At 62.4% G+C, this 18,109-nt stretch carries 19 protein-coding genes; 11 read left to right on the top strand and 8 right to left on the bottom strand.

What is annotated here, in order from left to right:
- Nucleotides 1-43 precede the first annotated feature (43 nt).
- Together ACTG4K_RS14910 and ACTG4K_RS14905 are read right to left on the bottom strand one after the other, a co-directional pair.
- Nucleotides 44-934 (bottom strand): DMT family transporter, encoded by an 891-nt coding sequence (locus ACTG4K_RS14910; protein ID WP_439114998.1) that lies wholly within the window; start codon nt 932-934, stop codon nt 44-46.
- Nucleotides 935-986: 52 nt separating this feature from the next.
- Nucleotides 987-2,138 carry an aromatic ring-hydroxylating oxygenase subunit alpha gene (locus tag ACTG4K_RS14905; protein WP_439114997.1) on the bottom strand — a complete coding sequence of 384 codons (1,152 nt, stop codon included), beginning with the start codon at nt 2,136-2,138 and terminating at the stop codon, nt 987-989.
- A gap of 314 nt (nt 2,139-2,452) precedes the next feature.
- On the opposite strand from ACTG4K_RS14905, the gene xseB reads away from it, so the two are divergent.
- The 8 genes from xseB (at nt 2,453) to dut (ending at nt 10,790) form a co-directional block, all read left to right on the top strand.
- Nucleotides 2,453-2,722: an exodeoxyribonuclease VII small subunit gene (gene xseB, locus ACTG4K_RS14900; RefSeq protein WP_439114996.1), complete on the top strand. Its 270-nt coding sequence runs from the start codon at nt 2,453-2,455 to the stop codon at nt 2,720-2,722.
- Complete coding sequence (locus ACTG4K_RS14895) at nt 2,719-3,624, top strand: polyprenyl synthetase family protein (protein ID WP_439114995.1); 906 nt, start codon at nt 2,719-2,721, stop codon at nt 3,622-3,624. The genes xseB and ACTG4K_RS14895 overlap by 4 nt, the downstream gene beginning before the upstream one ends.
- Before the next feature lie 52 nt (nt 3,625-3,676).
- Nucleotides 3,677-5,572, top strand: a complete 1,896-nt coding sequence (gene dxs, locus ACTG4K_RS14890) for a 1-deoxy-D-xylulose-5-phosphate synthase (RefSeq protein ID WP_439114994.1) — start codon at nt 3,677-3,679, stop codon at nt 5,570-5,572.
- Nucleotides 5,572-6,405, top strand: a complete 834-nt coding sequence (folE2, locus tag ACTG4K_RS14885; RefSeq protein ID WP_439114993.1) for a GTP cyclohydrolase FolE2 — start codon at nt 5,572-5,574, stop codon at nt 6,403-6,405. The genes dxs and folE2 overlap by 1 nt, the downstream gene beginning before the upstream one ends.
- Nucleotides 6,406-6,639: 234 nt before the next feature.
- On the top strand, nt 6,640-7,719 hold the full coding sequence (locus ACTG4K_RS14880; RefSeq protein ID WP_439114992.1) for a TRAP transporter substrate-binding protein: 1,080 nt from the start codon (nt 6,640-6,642) through the stop codon (nt 7,717-7,719).
- A 186-nt stretch (nt 7,720-7,905) separates the two neighbouring features.
- The gene (locus ACTG4K_RS14875) at nt 7,906-8,523 is read left to right on the top strand and encodes a TRAP transporter small permease subunit (RefSeq protein ID WP_439114991.1); all 618 of its coding nucleotides are present in this window, start codon (nt 7,906-7,908) and stop codon (nt 8,521-8,523) included.
- 12 nt (nt 8,524-8,535) lie between these two features.
- Nucleotides 8,536-10,323, top strand: coding sequence for a TRAP transporter large permease (locus ACTG4K_RS14870; RefSeq protein ID WP_439114990.1), 1,788 nt, complete (start codon nt 8,536-8,538; stop codon nt 10,321-10,323).
- Between the two features lie 17 nt (nt 10,324-10,340).
- Nucleotides 10,341-10,790, top strand: coding sequence for a dUTP diphosphatase (gene dut, locus ACTG4K_RS14865; RefSeq protein ID WP_439115116.1), 450 nt, complete (start codon nt 10,341-10,343; stop codon nt 10,788-10,790).
- A 76-nt stretch (nt 10,791-10,866) separates the two neighbouring features.
- Here dut and ACTG4K_RS14860 read toward each other — a convergent pair whose 3' ends face one another.
- A complete protein-coding gene (locus ACTG4K_RS14860; RefSeq protein ID WP_439114989.1) occupies nt 10,867-11,409 on the bottom strand; it encodes an FKBP-type peptidyl-prolyl cis-trans isomerase in 543 nt (180 codons plus the stop codon).
- A gap of 134 nt (nt 11,410-11,543) precedes the next feature.
- On the opposite strand from ACTG4K_RS14860, the gene ACTG4K_RS14855 reads away from it, so the two are divergent.
- The 3 genes from ACTG4K_RS14855 to ACTG4K_RS14845 all read left to right on the top strand — a co-directional run bounded on the left by ACTG4K_RS14855 (nt 11,544) and on the right by ACTG4K_RS14845 (nt 13,703).
- A complete protein-coding gene (locus tag ACTG4K_RS14855) occupies nt 11,544-12,611 on the top strand; it encodes a JmjC domain-containing protein (RefSeq protein ID WP_439115115.1) in 1,068 nt (355 codons plus the stop codon).
- A 33-nt stretch (nt 12,612-12,644) separates the two neighbouring features.
- On the top strand, nt 12,645-13,172 hold the full coding sequence (locus ACTG4K_RS14850) for a hypothetical protein (protein WP_439114988.1): 528 nt from the start codon (nt 12,645-12,647) through the stop codon (nt 13,170-13,172).
- Nucleotides 13,173-13,400: 228 nt separating this feature from the next.
- Nucleotides 13,401-13,703, top strand: coding sequence for a hypothetical protein (locus ACTG4K_RS14845; protein WP_439114987.1), 303 nt, complete (start codon nt 13,401-13,403; stop codon nt 13,701-13,703).
- Nucleotides 13,704-13,832: 129 nt separating this feature from the next.
- Here ACTG4K_RS14845 and bamC read toward each other — a convergent pair whose 3' ends face one another.
- The 5 genes from bamC to ACTG4K_RS14820 all read right to left on the bottom strand — a co-directional run bounded on the left by bamC (nt 13,833) and on the right by ACTG4K_RS14820 (nt 18,007).
- Entirely contained in the window at nt 13,833-14,882 is a 1,050-nt protein-coding gene (gene bamC / locus ACTG4K_RS14840) for an outer membrane protein assembly factor BamC (protein WP_439115114.1), read from the bottom strand.
- Between the two features lie 163 nt (nt 14,883-15,045).
- Nucleotides 15,046-15,933 carry a 4-hydroxy-tetrahydrodipicolinate synthase gene (dapA, locus tag ACTG4K_RS14835; RefSeq protein WP_439114986.1) on the bottom strand — a complete coding sequence of 296 codons (888 nt, stop codon included), beginning with the start codon at nt 15,931-15,933 and terminating at the stop codon, nt 15,046-15,048.
- A gap of 78 nt (nt 15,934-16,011) precedes the next feature.
- Nucleotides 16,012-16,605 (bottom strand): class I SAM-dependent methyltransferase, encoded by a 594-nt coding sequence (locus ACTG4K_RS14830; protein ID WP_439114985.1) that lies wholly within the window; start codon nt 16,603-16,605, stop codon nt 16,012-16,014.
- The gene (locus ACTG4K_RS14825) at nt 16,605-16,748 is read right to left on the bottom strand and encodes a hypothetical protein (protein WP_439114984.1); all 144 of its coding nucleotides are present in this window, start codon (nt 16,746-16,748) and stop codon (nt 16,605-16,607) included. The genes ACTG4K_RS14830 and ACTG4K_RS14825 overlap by 1 nt, the downstream gene beginning before the upstream one ends.
- On the bottom strand, nt 16,745-18,007 hold the full coding sequence (locus tag ACTG4K_RS14820) for an MFS transporter (RefSeq protein ID WP_439114983.1): 1,263 nt from the start codon (nt 18,005-18,007) through the stop codon (nt 16,745-16,747). The genes ACTG4K_RS14825 and ACTG4K_RS14820 overlap by 4 nt, the downstream gene beginning before the upstream one ends.
- Between the last annotated feature and the right edge of the window lie 102 nt (nt 18,008-18,109).

Raw genomic sequence — 18,109 nt, 5'->3', positions numbered from 1 at the left:
TCAGCGGGTGGGCGTGCGACGATTCAGGTGCATGCAGCTCGTTTCAGTGGTCTTCGGCAGGCGCATGTGGCACCGCTCTGGCACGCAGCGCGGTGGCAGCGACACCGCTCACAATGATCAGGCCCATACCGAGCCAGCCGATCAGGGGCAACTGGTCGCCAAAAAGGGTCAGGCTGTAAATGCCTGCAAACACAATGCCCGAATACTGCAGATTGGCCACCACCAGCGTGGCACCGCTGGCATAGGCGCGGGTCATGCACAGCTGGCCAAACACTGCCAGCAAACCAATGGGCAGCAGCCACAGCGCGCTGGGCCATCGCCATTCGCTCGCACCCACAAACACCATGCCCATCGCCCCGGCCAGCACCGCACCGATGGAGAAATAAAACACGGTGCGGCTTTCGGGCTCGCCCGCGCGCGACAGTGCCGCTACCTGCAGATAGGCAAAGGCCGAAAAAATGCCCGAGAGCAAGCCCACAAACGCGCCCACAAACTGGTCTTCGTTAAGCGTGGGCCTCAGCATCATGGCCACCCCGCCAAAACCGGCCAGCACCGCCAGGAACAAGGGGCCTTGCTGTTTGATGGGTGCGTTGCGGCCCTGCACCAGCAGCGCGCCGCCCAGCAAGAAGGCGGCAATCCAGACGCTGCTCATGTAGTTCAGCGTGACGGCCGTTGCCAGCGGCAGGGCTGCAATGGCGTAGAACCAGGACGTGAGTGCGGTCACGCCCACCACACTGCGCCAGAAATGCATCATGGGAACGGTGGTGCGCAACGAAACGCCCCGGATGCGGGTCATCCCGAGCAGAAAGACCACGCCCACCATACCCCGGTAGCAAACTATTTCGAAGCTGTTGAAATGCTCGGACGCGAATTTGATGCACACGCCCATGGTGGCGAAAAACAGCGATGCGAGCAGCATCCAAAGCGCTTGCATGGTTCAGGCGCCTGTGCGGTTGAGCGTCCTTTTGGGGATACCCGGGCCTCGCTCAGTCCAGAGCCGTACCGCTCATCTGGCGGCGGTACCACTCATGAAAGTGCTGCATGCCGTCTTCCATCGGGCTCTGGTAGGGTCCCACTTCATTGTCGCCACGGGCTTGCAGTGCCTTTCGGCCAGCGTCCATGCGTTCGGCAATTTCGTCGTCTTCTGTGCAGGTTTCCATGTAGGCCGCGCGCTGGGCTTCCACAAACTCTCGCTCGAAGCAGGCAATTTCTTCGGGGTAGTAGAACTCCACCATGTTCAACGTTTTGTCCACGCTGATGGGAAAGAGGGTCGACACCGTCAGCACATGCGGGTACCACTCCACCATGATGTGCGGGTAGTAGGTGAGCCAGATGGCACCGTGTGCGGGCATCTCTCCCTGGCGGTATTGCATCAGCTGCTGCTGCCAGCGCTGGTAAACCGAGCTTCCCGCCTTGCCCAGCAGGTTGGCTGCGCCCACGGTTTGTACCGAGTACTCGGGCTTGAATTCCCAACGCAGGTCTTCGCAGGTGACGAAGTTGCCCAAGCCCGGGTGGAACGGCCCCACGTGGTAGTCCTCCAGATAAACCTCAATGAAGGTTTTCCAGTTGTAGTGGCAGGTGTGCAGTTCCACATGGTCGAGCACCATACCTTCAAAGTTCAGGGCTGAGCGCGGGCCCATGTGGGCCAGGTCGGCGGCAATGTCACGGCCGTTGTCTTCGAACAGCAAGCCGTTCCATTCGCGCAATGGGTAGTTGTTCAGGTTTAGGCAGGGGTCTTCCGCAAAGTGCGGAGCGCCCAGCAGGCTACCGGCGGGCCCGTTGCCCTGGCCGCCGCTGTAGGTCCAGCGGTGCAAGGGGCACACGATGTTGCCACCTGCGCTGCCTGGCTGGGTGGTGTTCAGGTTGCCCCGGCCTTTGAGCATCACCGCCTGGCGGTGGCGGCACACGTTGGACACCAGTTCCACGCCCTTTTCGGTGCGCACCAGGGCGCGCCCTCCTGCTTCCTGTGGCAGTGCGTGGTAGTCGCCCACGTTGGGTACAGCGAGTTGGTGCCCTACATACCGGGGCCCGCGCTGGAAGAGGGTTTCCAGTTCGCGCTCAAAGAGCGTCTGGTTGAAATAGCTGGAAACCGGAAGTTGGCTTCTGGCCTGCTGTAATTGAAGACTTAAATCAGACATCGTGGTCTTGACCTAGAGACTCCCCCTATGAAGGGGCAGGGTAAGCGCTGGTCGAAAATCGAATTCGCGCGGGATGGGTGGAGTGGTGCGTCCCTCCGGACACGGCGTGTCCGTCAGTGATGAAAAAAAGAGCGCGGATTGTACCCCGGGGCGTCCGCTGGCCTGGTGCTTGGCCCCGCTGTGTTCGCAGCCGGTTTTCCCTGCGCGCGGCTGCACCGACGCGCAGGGCTAAAATCTTCGGTTCACGGTCGGGCTGGCCGGGCGCTGGCTGCGGCCCGTCCCGGCCACGAGACGGTTCGTTTTCTTGCTGCCCCATGACCACACCCACCCCATCCAAACCCACCAAAACGCCAGCCCGTGCCAGCGCAGCCAGCGTGGTCGCCACCAGCTACGAGGCCGCTCTGGAAGAGCTGGAGCAACTCGTGGCCCAGCTGGACGCAGGACAGTTGCCGCTGGACCAGTTGCTCTCCCGCTACCAGCGTGGCGCCGAGTTGCTGGCGTATTGCCGTGCACGGCTTGAGGCGGTGGAAAACCAGATCAAAGTGCTCGAAAGCGGCGAGCTCAAGCCCTGGGATGCGGCATGAGCAACGCACGAGCCAAGAACCCGACTTTTCTGGCCTGGCGCGATTCGCAGCAGGCCGACGTCGAGCGCGCCCTGTCTTTGTGGGTGCCGGCCGACGCGCCCGCTGGTCTGGGTGAGGCCATGCGCTACGCAGTGCTGGACGGGGGCAAGCGTCTGCGCCCTTTGTTGGCGCTGGCCAGCAGTGCCGCCGTGGGTGGCTCACGTGACGCTGCCATGCGCGCTGCCTGTGCGGTGGAGTTGATCCATGCCTACTCACTGGTTCACGACGACATGCCATGCATGGACAACGACGTCTTGCGTCGAGGAAAACCGACGGTACACGTTCGCTTTGGAGAAGCACAAGCCCTGCTCGCGGGCGACGCGCTGCAGGCGCTGGCGTTTGAACTGCTGACACCCGAAGACGGCAGCATGGCGCCTGACATGGCAGCCACGCTGTGCCGCTTGCTGGCGCGCTCTGCCGGTGCGACGGGCATGGCCGGCGGGCAGGCAGTGGACTTGGCCAGCGTGGGGCAAGCGCTGGACCAGGCAGCGCTGGAAGCCATGCACCGCCAAAAAACGGGGGCGTTGCTGCAGGCCAGCGTGCTCATGGGCGCTGCCACGGGCCGCGTCGGTGCTGCCGTGTTGGCGCAACTCACCCAATACGGGTCAAGTTTGGGGCTTGCGTTCCAGGTCGTTGACGACATTCTGGATGTGACCGCCGATTCCGCTACCCTGGGCAAGACCGCAGGCAAAGACGCCGCTTGCGACAAACCCACTTTTGTTTCCCTGCTGGGCCTTGAAGAGGCCAAGGCGTATGCCGACCGCTTGCTTGACCAGGCACACGGCGCTTTGCACCAGTCCGGACTGACCCAGCTGGACAACCTGCACGCTTTGACCGACTGGGTGGGGCGGCGTGCCCACTGAGCCCATCCCTCGCCCCTTGAGTCCTTTTTGAGCGAACGACGCGATCCATCTCATGAGTTCATTGCTGTCCCACATCCAGTCGCCTGCCGACCTGCGGCGTCTGTCGCGTACCCAACTGCATCCTCTGGCCGATGAATTGCGGGCCTTTTTGCTTGACAGCGTGGCCCGCACCGGAGGGCACCTGAGTTCCAACCTCGGTACCGTCGAGCTCACTGTGGCGCTGCACTATGTGTTCAACACGCCCGAAGACCGCCTGGTCTGGGACGTGGGCCACCAGACCTACCCGCACAAGATACTGACCGGTCGGCGCGACAGCATGCACAGCCTGCGCCAGCAAGGTGGCATCAGCGGCTTCCCGCGCCGCGAGGAAAGCGAATACGACACCTTCGGCACGGCGCACTCGTCCACCAGCATTTCCGCCGCGCTGGGCATGGCGCTGGCGGCCAAGATCAAGGGCGAAAACCGCAACGCCGTGGCCATCATCGGCGACGGTGCCATGACCGCCGGTATGGCTTTTGAAGCCCTGAACAACGCCGGCGTGGCTGAAGGCCGCCTGTTGGTGGTGCTCAACGACAACGATATGTCGATCTCGCCGCCGGTGGGCGCGCTCAACCGCTACCTGGCCCAGCTCATGAGCGGCCAGTTTTACGCCGCTGCCAAAAATGTGGGTAAGCAGGTGCTGAAAAACGCGCCGCCGCTGTTTGAATTGGCCAAGCGCCTGGAAGAGCACGCCAAGGGCATGGTGGTGCCGGCCACGCTGTTCGAGAAGTTTGGTTTTAACTACATCGGCCCCATCGACGGGCACGACCTCGACTCGCTCATTCCCACGCTGGAAAACATCCGCCAGCTGCTCGACACCGACAGCGGTCCGCAGTTTTTGCATGTGGTCACCAAAAAAGGCCAGGGTTACAAGCTGGCCGAAGCCGACCCGGTGGCCTACCACGGCCCGGGCAAGTTCGACCCGGCGGTCGGTCTCACCAAGCCCGCCACGCCGCCGAAAACCACCTTTACCCAGGTGTTTGGCCAGTGGTTGTGCGACATGGCCGCTGCCGACCCCCGGCTGGTCGGCATCACGCCGGCCATGCGCGAAGGCTCCGGCATGGTCGAATTCGAGCGCCGCTTCCCGGCGCGTTACTTCGACGTCGGCATTGCAGAGCAGCACGCCGTGACCTTTGCCGCCGGTCTGGCCTGCGAAGGCTTGAAGCCGGTGGTGGCCATCTACTCCACCTTCTTGCAGCGCGGCTACGACCAGCTGATTCACGACGTGGCACTGCAAAACCTGCCCGTGGTGTTTGCACTGGATCGCGCGGGGCTGGTGGGCGCCGACGGTGCCACCCATGCCGGTGCCTACGACATCGCCTATTTGCGCTGCATTCCCAACCTGGCGGTGGCTTGCCCCGCTGACGAGGCCGAATGTCGGCAGTTGCTCAGCACCGCGTTTGAACAAAACCACCCCGTGGCCGTTCGGTACCCGCGCGGTGCCGGTGCAGGCGCGGCGCAGCCTGCTGGCCTCGAAGGCCTGCCTTACGGCCGTGGCGAGTGGACGCGCAAGGGCCACGGCGTGGCCATCTTGGCGTTTGGCACGCTGTTGCACCCCGCGCTGGCCGCTGCCGACAAGCTCGGCGCCAGCGTGGCCAATATGCGCTGGGCCAAGCCGATTGACGTGGACCTGCTGCGCGAACTGGCCCAAAGCCACCAGGCCTTGGTGACCGTGGAAGAGGGGTGCATTCAGGGGGGAGCCGGCAGCGCCGTGCTGGAAGCCTTGCAGGCTGAATGCCTGAACCTGCCGGTGCTGCAGCTGGGTTTGCCGGATGAATTCATTGAGCATGGCGACCCAGCCAAGCTGCTGGCCATGGTTGGCCTGGACGCCGCCGGCATAGAGCGCTCGGTGCGTCAGCGTTTTGGTGATCTGCTGCACGCAGATGGTGGCTTGAAAGTGGTGGCGTGATGGAGTCACTCAACGTTGCTGCGGCTGTGGCCATGCCCGACGTGCAAGGTCGGCACGACCCGCGCGCCGTGCCGATCGCGCAGGTGGGCGTGAAAAACCTGCGCTACCCCATCGCCCTGCAGGTGGCTGATCGCGTGCAGCACAGCGTGGGCACCTGGCATGTGCATGTGGGCTTGCGCGCCGAGCAAAAGGGCGCACACATGTCGCGCCTGCTGGCCTGGCTGGACGGATTCACCCAACCAGTGGATGGCGATGTGTCGCCCGTCACCTTCGAGCGCCTGCACACGGCCATGCCCGAGCTGCTGGCATTGCTGGAAACCACCACCGGTGGTATTGACGTGAGCTTTCCCTTTTTCATTCGCAAATCTGCCCCGGTGTCTGGCTTGCAAAGCCTGATGGAATACGACGGCGGCTGGTCGGTGGCCCACAACGGTGGGGTGTCCTGCGACGTGCGCATGATCGCAACCGTACCGGTCAAGTCCCTGTGTCCCTGCTCTAAAGAGGTCAGCGACGATGGCGCCCACAACCAGCGCTCGCACATCCGGCTGGAGGTGCTGCTCAATGCGCCCATGGCGTGGACCGAGCTGGTGCGTTTTGCAGAGGACAACGCTTCCTGCGAGCTTTGGGGCTTGCTCAAACGCACCGACGAGAAGTGGGTGACCGAGCGCGCCTATGCCCAGCCCAAGTTTGTCGAAGACCTGGTGCGCGATGTGGCGCTGGCGTTGGAGCGAGATGCCCGGATTGACGCCTATGCGGTGGATGTGACCAACTTCGAATCCATCCACGCGCACGACGTGCATGCCCGCGTTTCAAGGGACAAGCGCCCACTTTGAGCGTGCGCCTGTAGTTCGTGAATTGAAGTTATTTCACGTGTTGTGTGAGCCAAATTTCATATCGCTGGCGTGCATGAAATACGCTGCGAAAAAACCACTGATTTCGGGCATCCGCAAAGGGAAAACCCCCGACAATGCGAGCAGCGCCGCTCTTAAAATGTGTTCGGCTTTAACGTCAATGGCCTGTGCATCCGTGCAAGCCAGTTAGCAACCAACAACCTCGGAGTTACCACTATGGATCGTCGTTCCATCATCAAGCACGCAGGCATTGCCGGCGTGCTTGCCGCAGGCGCAGCACCCGCCGTGCACGCGCAAGCCGCCATTCGCTGGCGCCTGACCTCCAGCTTCCCGAAAGCACTGGACACCATCCACGGCGCGGCCGACGTGTTTGCCAAGAAGGTGAACGAAATGTCGGGCGGCAAGTTTTCCATTACGGTGCATGCGCCCGGCGAACTGGTGCCTGCTTTCGGTGTGGTGGACGCAGTTCAGGCCGGTACTGTGGAGGCCGGCCACACCGCGCCTTACTACTATTTCGGCAAAGACGACACGTTTGCACTCGGCACGGCCATTCCGTTTGGTCTGAACAGCCGCCAGCTGACCGCTTGGTACTACGACGGCAACGGACTGAAGCTGTTCCGTGAGTTCTACAACCAATACAACATCGTGAACTTCCCAGGTGGCAACACCGGCGCCCAGATGGGTGGCTGGTTCCGCAAAGAAGTGAAAACGCTGGCCGATATCAAGGGCCTGAAAATGCGCGTGGGTGGTTTTGCCGGTAAGGTCATGACCCGCATGGGCGCTGTGCCTCAAAACATTCCCGGCGGCGAAATTTACCAGGCCCTGGAAAAAGGCACCATCGATGCGACCGAGTGGATCGGACCGTACGACGATGAAAAACTTGGCTTCCAAAAAGTGGCCAAGAACTACTACTACCCTGGCTGGTGGGAAGGCGGCGCACAGCTCGATTTCTACATCAACAAGGCCGCGTTCAACGCCTTGTCCACCGAGAACAAGGCCATCGTCGAGTGCGCAGCATCGCACGCACACACGACCATGCAAGCCATGTACGACGCCCGCAACCCAGCCGCTCTGAAGCGTTTGGTAGCGGGTGGTGCCAAGCTGCTGCCGTTCCCCAAAGTGGTGATGGACGCCGCCTACAAGGAGTCGATGGCTCTGTATGCCGAGTTGAGCGCGAGCAACCCCAACTGGAAAAAAATCTACACCGACTACTCGGCGTTCCGCAAAGAGCAAAACCTCTGGTTCCGCTTCACCGAAGCCCAGTTTGACCGCTACATGCAGTCGGCCAAGCTGTAATCGGTTCCAAAGTCCGACAAAAACCCCGCCTATGCGGGGTTTTTTGATCGGACACCAAGCCATCCTGCCCAGGGTGGCTTGGTGTCCGGCCACATTCGCCAAGAAAGCCGCCGTGACGGCCCGCCTGTTTCGATAGACTTGCGCGCTGTCTGCCCACCCTAACCGGTATCCCTTTGGGGAAATTTCATGCCTCTTCTGCTCAAACTCTCACGCCTGGTCGATGGCCTCAGCGACCTTATTGGCAAGCTGGCCATGTGGCTGATCCTCGCCGCCACCCTGATCAGCGCGGGCAATGCAATCATTCGCAAAACCGTCGGCACCAGCTCCAACGCCTGGCTGGAAATTCAGTGGTACCTGTTTGCTGCGGTGTTCATGCTGGGCGGTGGTTACGCATTTTTGCGCAACGCCCATGTGCGCATCGACTTCATTTCCACCAAGTTCAGCGCCCGCACGCGCAACTGGATCGACGTCGGCGGCATCGTCATTTTTTTGTTCCCTTTGTGCTACCTCATGATCATTGAAGGTTGGCCGCTGTTTGTGAATGCCTGGACCTCGGGTGAGATGTCGTCCAACTCTGGTGGACTGATTCGCTGGCCGGTATACCTCTTCATCCCCCTGGGTTTCGCCTTGCTGCTGCTGCAAGGCTTGAGTGAGTTGGTCAAACGCCTTGCCTTCTTGACGGGGCATGGCCCCGACCCGCTGAGCCACACGGGGCCCAGCGAGACCGAACTGCTGGCCAAGGAAATTGCCGACGCAGAAAAACACAAGCTCGAAGCGTCTCTCGCTTCGGCCAACAAGCACTGATCGGACATCACCATGGTTGAATTTTTGTCCGCCAACTTTGTCCCGGTGATGTTCGTCGGGTTGCTGGCGTTTTTGCTGATCGGTTTCCCGGTCGCTTTCTCACTGGCCGCCACTGGGCTGTTCTTTGGCCTGATCGGTATGGAGCTGGGCCTGTTTCCGTCCAACCTGTTCCAGGCGCTCCCGCTGCGGGTGTTCGGCATCATGCAGAACGACACGCTGCTGGCCATTCCCTTCTTCACGCTCATGGGCATCGTGCTGGAGCGCAGCCGCATGGCCGAAGACCTGCTGGAAACCGTCGGGCAGGTGTTTGGCCCGCTGCGCGGCGGCGTCGGTATTGCGGTGGTGCTGGTCGGCGCGCTGCTGGCGGCCACCACCGGTGTGGTTGCGGCGTCTGTAATTTCCATGGGCCTGATTGCCATGCCCATCATGCTGCGCTACGGCTACAACCGCACCATTGCCACCGGCACCATCACCGCGTCGGGCACGCTGGCTCAGGCACTACCGCCATCTCTGGTGTTGATCGTGCTGGCCGACCAACTCGGCCGCTCGGTGGGCGACATGTACGCAGGTGCCCTGGTTCCTGGCCTGATGCTGGTGGGCCTGTACCTGCTGTTCATTGTGGTGGTGGCCTTGGTCAAGCCCAGCTGGGTGCCTGCTCTGCCACCTGAGGCGCGCATATACAACGAGCCCAACGGGTCTAGCGGTCACCTGTCTCTGTTGGCTCTTCTGGTGGTCTGTGCCATCGCCAGCGTGCTGTGGTCACAGGCGCACGAGTCCATCATGAACCCCTGGCTGGGACGCGAAAACGCCGCGCCTGGTGACGAAGTATTCATTCTGTCCACCGCCATCGGTGCGTTTCTGGCCCTGGGGCTGGCGCTGCTCAACCGTTTGTTCGGGCTCGGTTTGTTGTCTCGCCTGACCGAGCGTGTCACCTTTGTGCTGATACCGCCGCTGGTGTTGATTTTCCTGGTGCTCGGTACCATTTTTCTGGGCGTGGCAACACCCACCGAAGGGGGTGCGATGGGCGCCATTGGCGCGCTGATCATGGCTGGCGCGCGGCGCACGCTGTCGTTCAAACTGCTTCAGCAGGCGCTGGAAAACAGCACCAAGTTGGCCATCTTCGTGATGTTCATCCTGATCGGCTCCACCGTTTTCAGCTTCACGTTCAACGCGGCCGACGGCCATATCTGGGTCGAGCACCTGTTTGACAAACTGCCTGGTGGCCAGCTCGGTTTCCTGATCGTCGTGAACTTCATGGTGTTCATCCTGGGTATGTTCATCGACTTCTTCGAGATTGCGTTCATCGTGGTGCCGTTGCTGGCGCCCGTGGCTGACAAACTTGGTATCGATCTGATCTGGTTCGGCATCATCTTGGCCATGAATTTGCAGACGTCGTTCCTCACGCCGCCGTTTGGCTTTGCGCTGTTCTACCTGCGCAGCGTCGCGGCGCGCAACGACTACGACGACGTGGTCACCGGCAAGCGCATCAAGGCGGTGACCACCGCCCAGATCTACAAAGGTTCTATCGCCTTCATCGTGTTGCAGGTCATCATGGTGGCGGTGATCCTGTTCAACCCGGGCATCGTGACCGGCAACCTGGACAAGGCTGTCGTGGTGGACGACGCTGCTGTGAGAGACATGTTGAACAACATGCAAGACCTGCAGGCCGACGATGAGGATGAGCCCGACATGAGCGGTGGTGGCGAACTTGGCGACGAGGCGTCTGAGCCTGTCGCGGAGGAGGAGCGCGAAGTTGACCCTGCCAAGGCGCTCGAAGATGCGATGAAAAAAGCCGAATGAGTGGCGGAAGCTTCCAGATGCAGATCGACGTGAAAGTGCTGGACCCGCGCATGGCGGACCAGCTCCCGGCCTACGCCACCACCGGCAGTGCCGGCTTGGACTTGCGGGCCTGCCTGGACGCACCTTTGACGCTGGCGCCCAACGCCTGGCAACTGGTGCCCACAGGGCTGGCCATTCACCTGGCCGACCCGGGTTTTGCCGCCATGATCCTGCCGCGCTCCGGGCTCGGTCACAAGCATGGCATTGTGCTGGGCAATCTGGTGGGCCTGATCGACAGCGACTACCAGGGGCAGCTGATGGTGAGCGCCTGGAACCGCAGCGACGTGGCCTTCACCATCGAGCCCATGGAGCGCATCGCGCAAATGGTCATCGTCCCGGTGGTCCAGGCCCGTTTCAACGTGGTGTCCGAATTCACCGCCGCCAGCGAACGCGGGGCAGGGGGCTACGGCTCAACCGGTCGCTCTTGAGCGTGCCGGCTGCAACGACAAGGGGCTCCGTTTGGAGCCCCTTGTCGTTGTGTCGCTGCCTTGAACCGACGTGGCTTTAGTGCAGCGTGGGTGTGTCGTCGTCGGGTGCGTTCACCATGGGTGTCGGGGTCACCTGCATGCTGAAGAAGCCGGTGCCGAGTGAGCCTGCGCCGACTTCGTTTTCCTCGGCTTCACGCACCGCGTGCACCTTCATCGAGATGCGCAGAGCAATGCCCGCCAGCGGGTGGTTGGCGTCGAGCACCACATGTTCGGGGTAAATGTCGCTCACGAAGTACAGGCGGTCTTGTGGTGCGTTGGGGTTGCAGCCGGTGGGCAGGCCTTCAAAGCCCATGCCTTCTTCGAGTTCGGTGGGAAACAGGTGACGCGGCTCCAGAAACAGCAGCTTGTCGTCGTACTCGCCAAAGGCGTCTTGCGGTTCCAGGTGCAGGTCCACCGTGTCGCCGGCCTCGTGGCCTTGCAGGGCTTCCTCAATCTTGGCCAGCAGGTCGTTGCCGCCGACAAAGAACTCGATTGGCTCGTCGAGCACATCCAGTTCTTCGCCAAGCGTGTCTTTAAGCGTCCAGGTCAGGGACACAACGCATTGTTCGGTGATGGTCATAGGGCTTTTCATTGGACAATTGTCCCATGTTCAAAGCCAACCCCTCCAGCCTGGCCAGCGCCCCTGTGGCGCCCGCTCACCCCCAACCCGACGCACCCAGCGAGCTGCTGGGCGGCCTGTCTCCCGCGCAGTTCATGCGCCGCCATTGGCAAAAAAAACCACTGCTGATTCGCAATGCCTTGCCAGGCTTCAAGCCTTTTCTCAGTCGCCAGCAGCTGTTTGCCATGGCAGCTGACGAGGCGGTCGAATCGCGGCTGATCGTGCACCAATCCAAAGGCTGGACCCTCAAGCAAGGCCCCTTGGCACGGACCGCCTTGCCACCCATCAAGCAACCCCGCTGGACGCTACTGGTGCAGGGCGTTGATCTGCATGTGAACGCTGCGCACGAACTGCTGCAACGCTTTCGCTTTGTGCCCGACGCTCGGCTGGACGACCTCATGATCTCCTGGGCCAGCGATGGCGGCGGGGTCGGGCCGCATTTCGACAGCTACGATGTATTCTTGCTCCAGGCCAGTGGCCAGCGCCACTGGCGCATTGGCCGTCAAAAAGATTTGACGCTGGAAGAGGGCATGCCGCTCAAAATTTTGAGCAACTTTGAGCCCGAAGAGGAGCACTTGCTCAACCCCGGTGACATGCTGTACCTGCCGCCGCGTTGGGCCCACGACGGCGTGGCCGTGGGTGATGACTGCATGACCTATTCGGTGGGCTTTCGTGTGCCGCAGCGCGGTGGACTGGCGGGTGAACTGTTGCAGCGCATGGCCGACGATTTTGAAGATGCCACGCTCTACCGCGACCCCAGCCAGCCCGCCACGGCCACGCCGGCGGCCATGCCACCCGCGCTGGAAGCGTTTGCGGTGGATGCGCTGCAGCGCCTGCTGGCCGAGCGCCAGTCGCTGGCTTGCGCGCTGGGCGAGGTGATGACCGAGCCCAAGCCGCGGGTGTGGTTTGAAGAGCCCGAAACCAACTGGGCGCCCGGTGCAATGCAGCTGGACCGGCGCACCCGCATGATGTATGACCAGCGCCACGTGTTCATCAACGGCGAAAGCCTGCGTGCTGGCGGGGCCGATGCCCGGCTGATGCGTGCGCTGGCCGACGAGCGCTGCCTCAGCGCTGCACAGGTGCAGCGCGCCAGCACAGACGCGCGTGCCTTGCTGCAAGACTGGTTTGAAGCCGGCTGGCTGCACGCTGGCCCGAAAGCCTGAAGGGTATTGGCGTCAGCACACCAGGAGATCGCCATGAGCACAGACGCTTTTAGCCCGTCCGATGCGTCCCCCGCCCTGCAGCCCTTGCCCGAGGGGCGGCTGCAAGGACGGCAACTGTTTGGCGACCTGGTGCGCCTGGCCCTGGCCACGGCGGCCGCCGAGGGATGGCCGCGTCTGGTGCTGTGCGACCCCGACTTTTCTGACTGGCCTTTGGGCGAACGGGCTGCTGTGGCCTCACTGCAAGCCTGGGCCAGGCGGGGGCGGGTGCTGCACGTGATGGGCCAAGACTTCGGACCATTGCGCTTGCAACACCCACGCTTTGTGCAGTGGCGGGTGACGTGGGCTCACTTGATCGAGGTGCGGGCCTGTACCAGCGCAGTGGCAGGGGATCTGCCCAGTGCCATCTGGTCACCTGGCTGGACGCTGGAACGTATCGATGCCAGCCGTGGTGTCATGGTGGCGAGACGCGATGCACGACGCCATGTGGCGCTGGCGGAACGGCTGGATCATTGGTGGCAAAAAGGCAGCCCTTCACTGCCGCCAAGCACCTTGGGTTTGTAGTCAATTGCCCGTTTGTTGTATATTAACAACGTCAATCCGTGACCAAAAGAAAAACTTGATCAGGGTTAATACGGTTGATTTTTCGAGCGTATCATTCGCTCCCAGCCGGGACACACATTCACAAATGGGCGTCAGGCTGAATCGATCTAACTCGAATAAGCGTTCGGGTTTTTTTTTGGTCGATTCAAGTGTTTTGCTTCGTTTTGTACACATCCATTGGAATTTCTCATGAAAAAGACCCTCCTGATCGCTAGCCTGTTGGCTGCCGTTGCCCTGACCGCCTGCGGCAAAAAAGAAGAAGCACCTGTTGAGGCACCAGCACCTGCTGCTGCACCAGCACCTGTGGAAGCCGCTCCTGCTGCTGCTCCTGCCGATGCAGCTCCTGCTGCAACCGACGCTGCTGCTACCCCCACCGTTGCTGGTGCTGTGGAAGCTGCTGCTGGTGCCGCTGCTGACGCTGCCGATGCTGCCAAAGCCGCTGTTGACGCTGCTGCCGAAGCCGCCAAAGCCGCTGCCAAGCCTGCACAGTAATCGCTGCATCCGGGCCTCGTGCCCGGTCGCAAAAAAGCCGCCCTTGGGCGGCTTTTTTGCGTCTGGCGCACAGCCCTCTGCAAAGGCTGCGTGCGCTCAGGGGCGGCATTCGGCAGCCCCGTCTGTGTCTTATTTCAAGTCGCTGGCCAGCAGTTGCAGGATGTTTTGTGCATTGGCCGAGCCGTCGGGCTGGCCCTGTGCGTCGAGTACCGAGACGGCGGTGCTTTGGCCGCTGCTGCGCACCGCCACACGGTATTTTGCCGGCGTGGCCTCTGCCGCTGAGCCGCCAAACAGGCGGCCAAAGAAACCGGGCTTGGGCGCATCGGTGGCGAGCGTTGGCACGTAGCGCACAAAGTACATGCCTTGCGTGCGGTCGCGGTCTTCCACGGTGAAGCCCGTGCGGTCCAGCGACAGACCCACCCGGCGCCAGGCCCGATCAAAACCATCGTCCAGCTGTACCACGGGCACATTGTTGACCGTGGTCACCCGCGCCACTGCCTGGGCTGGTGCGGTTTCTGCGGCTGCTTTGGCCTGGGCTTCACTCACGCCGAGCTTGACCATCAGGCGACGCAAAAACTCGGTTTCGAGTTCGCTGTCAGCCGGGCGGGGTTGCCACACCGTCTGGTCTTTTTGCGTGCTGGAATACACCTCAATCATGCCGCGGTGGCTGATGTAGATCTCGGTGGCGCCTGCGGTGTTGCGTTCCAGGCGCGTGCGGAACTTGTCGCGCTCGCCGGTGGAATACAGGTTTTCAAATACGCGGCCAATGGTGCGGCGAATGATGTCTTGCGGCAGCTTGGCGCGGTTTTCGGCCCAGTCGGTTTCCATGATGCCGAGGTTTTCCTGGTCGAGTTCGAGTAGAAAGCCGTTTTCTTGCCAGAAGTCTTTCACCGGGCTCCAGAGCTTGTCGGCAGGGCGGTCAATCACCAGCCAGCGCTGGTTGCCGGCGCGTTCAATGCGCACGTCGCCCACGGTGTTGACGGCTGTGGTGCTGCTGGAAGCCTGGGCGGGCTGTGCGGTCTGGTAGCCGCTGGCGGTAACCACGGAGCCCGGCACGTTGTAGCGCGAATCGCGGCTGAGCTGGGTCAGGTCGGGTGGCACGTCCAGCTTGGAGCCTCGCTCGGCGCTTTTGTAGTCGATCTTGTCTTCTTGCAAGATGGAGCAGCCCGTGGCCAGCATGGCCGCTGCGGCCAGCAGGCTCAGGCGGGCCAGACGCGCGCCGGTGTGAACCGGGGTGGCCAGGCGGGATGCTGTGTCAAACGGTGCGGGAGTGGGCATGTTGGGGCGCTCGGTGAGAGAAGAGGGTGTGGAGGCAGGTTGGCGGCCGCAGCAGGCGGCGGATTCAGGCGATCAGCCCGCTGTCTTGCAGGGCGTTTTCGACCACAGGCACCAGCGCGCGCGACATGGGGGTGAGCGGCAGACGCATGGTCTCGTTGCACAGGCCCATGCGGGCCATGGCCCACTTGAGCGGAATCGGGTTGGCTTCCACGAACAGGTTTTTGTGCACCGGCATCAGGCGGAACTGGATGTCCATGGCGCGTTTAACGTCGCCTGCGATGGCGGCCACACACAGTTCGTGCATCAGGCGAGGTGCAATGTTGGCAGTCACGCTCACATTGCCCTGGCCGCCGCACAGCATTAGGGCCACGGCGGTGGGGTCGTCGCCCGAATAAATGGCAAAGCCTTCAGGTGCTTCCCGGATGAGCCATTGCGCTCGTTCAATATTGCCGGTGGCTTCCTTGATGCCGACCACGCCGGGCACCTGCGCCAACCGCAAAGCGGTTTCAACCGACATGTCGGCCACGCTGCGACCAGGCACGTTGTACAGCACGATGGGCAGGTCGCCGGTGGCTTCGGCGATGGCTTTGAAGTGCTGGTACTGGCCCTCTTGCGTGGGCTTGTTGTAGTAGGGCACGACCTGCAGTTGGCAGTCGGCGCCCACTTTTTGGGCAAACCGGGCCAGTTCAATGGCTTCAGCGGTGGAGTTGGCGCCGCAGCCGGCCATGATGGGCACGCGTTTGGCGGCCTGTTCCACCGATACGCGGATGATCTCGCAGTGTTCTTCCACCGTCACGGTGGGCGACTCGCCGGTGGTGCCAACCACGCCGATGCAGTCGGTGCCCTCGGCAATGTGCCAGTCGATCAGTTTGCGCAGGGTGGGGTAGTCCACGCTGCCGTCTTCTAACAGGGGCGTGACCAGGGCCACGATGCTGCCGGTGATGGTTTTCATAAGCTTCAGGCTCGAAAAAATGCACCCTGACCCAGCGTCAGGACGGGCCGGCCCGCGATGGGCACGGAATCTTGCATTCTACTCAGGGATGTCGAGCAGATGACGCGCTGGCTGGCCCCCGGCGCCCCTGGGTTCGCGCACCGCCGCGATGCGCTGGACGAAGCGTTCGGGTGTGCTGCAAAAGCCATCCTCATAGGCCACCACCCGCAGCCCGCTGCAGGTCTGCAGCAGTTCGCCTGGCTGCAGCAGAAAGTCGGGCCGAGCCGGCCGGCCCACGGTCTCATGGCCACTGGCAAAGGTCTCGTACAGCAGTACGCCGCCCGGCGCCACGCTGGCCACAATTTGCGCCAGCAGCGGACGCCACAGGTAGTTTGTCACCACCACGGCATCAAAGGTTTCACCATCCAACGGCCAGGGGCCGTTTTCAATGTCGGCCAGCACGGCACGCCCCAGCGGCGCCACGGCGGCGATGGCCTCGGCTGAGCGGTCCACGCCCGTCACGGTGTGGCCCCGCTCGGCCAACCAGCGCAGGTGGCGGCCATGGCCGCAGGCCACGTCCAGCACGCTGCCACCGGAGGGAATCAGGTGGGTCCAGCGGCGCACCCAGGTAGACGGGGGTTCATTGCCATGCAGCACGGGGGTGCCCGCCAAAGGGGTAGGTGTGGTGGGCATCAGAAGCAGCTCCAGAGCTGGTCGGCAAGGTTCAACAAAAAGCCGGGCTGGTTGTAGAGCGCCAGGGTGCCCAGCAGCGCCACACCGATGCCTGCCCAGAGGGTGGCTTTGGCCCAAAGGCTGTTCCAGCCTTTGGTTTTCACGCCGCCGCTCCCACCCGCTGTGGCCCGCGCACGATAGGAGACTCCCGCACCGGCAGGTTGATCAGCGCAGCAAACACGCCCAGCGCAATCGAGATGTACCAGACGATGTTGTAGCTGCCGGTGCGGTCGTACAGCACACCACCCAGCCACACGCCCATGAAGCTGCCAATTTGGTGGCTGAAAAACACAAATCCGCCCAGCATGGACAAATGCGCCACGCCAAAAATTTGGGCCACTACCGCGTTGGTGGGTGGCACGGTGGACAGCCACAGCACGCCCATGACGGCTGAGAACACATACACGCTGGCGGGCGACAGCGGCACGATCAGGAAGATGCTGATGGCTACCGCACGTGCCAGGTAAATGAACGCCAGGATGTAACGCTTGGGCATGCGCTGTCCCAGCGCGCCGGCGGCGTAGGTGCCAATCACGTTGAACAGGCCAATGAGCGCCAGCGCGTAGCTCGCCACCTGGGGCGAAAGCCCGTTGTCCTTCAGGTAGCTGGGCATGTGCACGCCAATGAACACCACCTGGAAGCCGCAAACGAAATAGCCCGCCATGAGCAGCTGGAAGCTGCGGTATTTGAAAGCCTCGCGCAGCGCCTGCAAGATGGACTGCTCCCGCTTGGGCATGGTGCCGCCCGCAAAACCCGGCTCTCGCAAGCCCCAGGCCAGCGGCATGATCAGCAATACTGCCGCACCCAGCACCAGCAAGGCCTCTTGCCAGCCAAAGGAGCTGATGAGCCAGCCTTCCACCGGCACCATGAGAAACTGCCCGAAAGAGCCCGCTGCGGCAGCCACACCCATGGCCCAGGAGCGTTTTTCGGCCGGTATCTGCCGCCCGATCACGCCGTAAATGACCGCGTAGGTGGTGCCAGCTTGCGCCGCGCCAATCAAAATGCCGGCCGTGAGCGCAAAGCCCACCGAACTGGTGGACATGGCCATGCCCAAGAGGCCCAGCGCATACAGCGCAGCGCCCACCACGAGCACCTTGAAGGCGCCGAAGCGGTCGGCGGCCATGCCGGCAAAAATGCCGAACACGCCCCACGACAGGTTTTGCACCGCCAGTGCAAAGGCGAAGGTTTCGCGCGTCCAGCCCTGAGACTGGGTCACGGGTTGCAGCCACAGGCCAAAACCGTGGCGAATGCCCATGGACAGCGTGACGATGAGGGCGCCGCAGGCCAGCACTTGCAGGGTGGACAGGCCAGCGGGGCCCGGGGTGGGCTGGGAGCCAGAAGGGTTGGATGGGGCAATGGACATGCGGAGAATGTAGCGAATTTGCCCCAGCCGCGCTGGCACCTGTGCGAAGCCGGTCACGCGCAGGCCATCCAGTCGGTGTGTTAGCTGTGGTTGTATACAGTG

Origin of the sequence: Hydrogenophaga sp. (genome assembly GCF_965657535.1) — a bacterium.
In the GTDB taxonomy this organism is placed as follows: domain Bacteria; phylum Pseudomonadota; class Gammaproteobacteria; order Burkholderiales; family Burkholderiaceae_C; genus Hydrogenophaga.
Note: the sequence above shows the minus strand (reverse complement) of the source record. Positions and strands in the feature narration are given on the sequence as shown.

Bases quoted from the DNA above. Each gene is read 5' to 3' on its own strand.
- ACTG4K_RS14910 (WP_439114998.1), bottom strand. From the start codon at position 934: ATGCAAGCGCTTTGGATGCTGCTCGCATCGCTGTTTTTCGCCACCATG.
- ACTG4K_RS14905 (WP_439114997.1), bottom strand. From the start codon at position 2,138: ATGTCTGATTTAAGTCTTCAATTACAGCAGGCCAGAAGCCAACTTCCG.
- xseB (WP_439114996.1), top strand. From the start codon at position 2,453: ATGACCACACCCACCCCATCCAAACCCACCAAAACGCCAGCCCGTGCC.
- ACTG4K_RS14895 (WP_439114995.1), top strand. From the start codon at position 2,719: ATGAGCAACGCACGAGCCAAGAACCCGACTTTTCTGGCCTGGCGCGAT.
- dxs (WP_439114994.1), top strand. From the start codon at position 3,677: ATGAGTTCATTGCTGTCCCACATCCAGTCGCCTGCCGACCTGCGGCGT.
- folE2 (WP_439114993.1), top strand. From the start codon at position 5,572: ATGGAGTCACTCAACGTTGCTGCGGCTGTGGCCATGCCCGACGTGCAA.
- ACTG4K_RS14880 (WP_439114992.1), top strand. From the start codon at position 6,640: ATGGATCGTCGTTCCATCATCAAGCACGCAGGCATTGCCGGCGTGCTT.
- ACTG4K_RS14875 (WP_439114991.1), top strand. From the start codon at position 7,906: ATGCCTCTTCTGCTCAAACTCTCACGCCTGGTCGATGGCCTCAGCGAC.
- ACTG4K_RS14870 (WP_439114990.1), top strand. From the start codon at position 8,536: ATGGTTGAATTTTTGTCCGCCAACTTTGTCCCGGTGATGTTCGTCGGG.
- dut (WP_439115116.1), top strand. From the start codon at position 10,341: ATGCAGATCGACGTGAAAGTGCTGGACCCGCGCATGGCGGACCAGCTC.
- ACTG4K_RS14860 (WP_439114989.1), bottom strand. From the start codon at position 11,409: ATGACCATCACCGAACAATGCGTTGTGTCCCTGACCTGGACGCTTAAA.
- ACTG4K_RS14855 (WP_439115115.1), top strand. From the start codon at position 11,544: ATGCGCCGCCATTGGCAAAAAAAACCACTGCTGATTCGCAATGCCTTG.
- ACTG4K_RS14850 (WP_439114988.1), top strand. From the start codon at position 12,645: ATGAGCACAGACGCTTTTAGCCCGTCCGATGCGTCCCCCGCCCTGCAG.
- ACTG4K_RS14845 (WP_439114987.1), top strand. From the start codon at position 13,401: ATGAAAAAGACCCTCCTGATCGCTAGCCTGTTGGCTGCCGTTGCCCTG.
- bamC (WP_439115114.1), bottom strand. From the start codon at position 14,882: ATGCTGGCCACGGGCTGCTCCATCTTGCAAGAAGACAAGATCGACTAC.
- dapA (WP_439114986.1), bottom strand. From the start codon at position 15,933: ATGAAAACCATCACCGGCAGCATCGTGGCCCTGGTCACGCCCCTGTTA.
- ACTG4K_RS14830 (WP_439114985.1), bottom strand. From the start codon at position 16,605: ATGCCCACCACACCTACCCCTTTGGCGGGCACCCCCGTGCTGCATGGC.
- ACTG4K_RS14820 (WP_439114983.1), bottom strand. From the start codon at position 18,007: ATGTCCATTGCCCCATCCAACCCTTCTGGCTCCCAGCCCACCCCGGGC.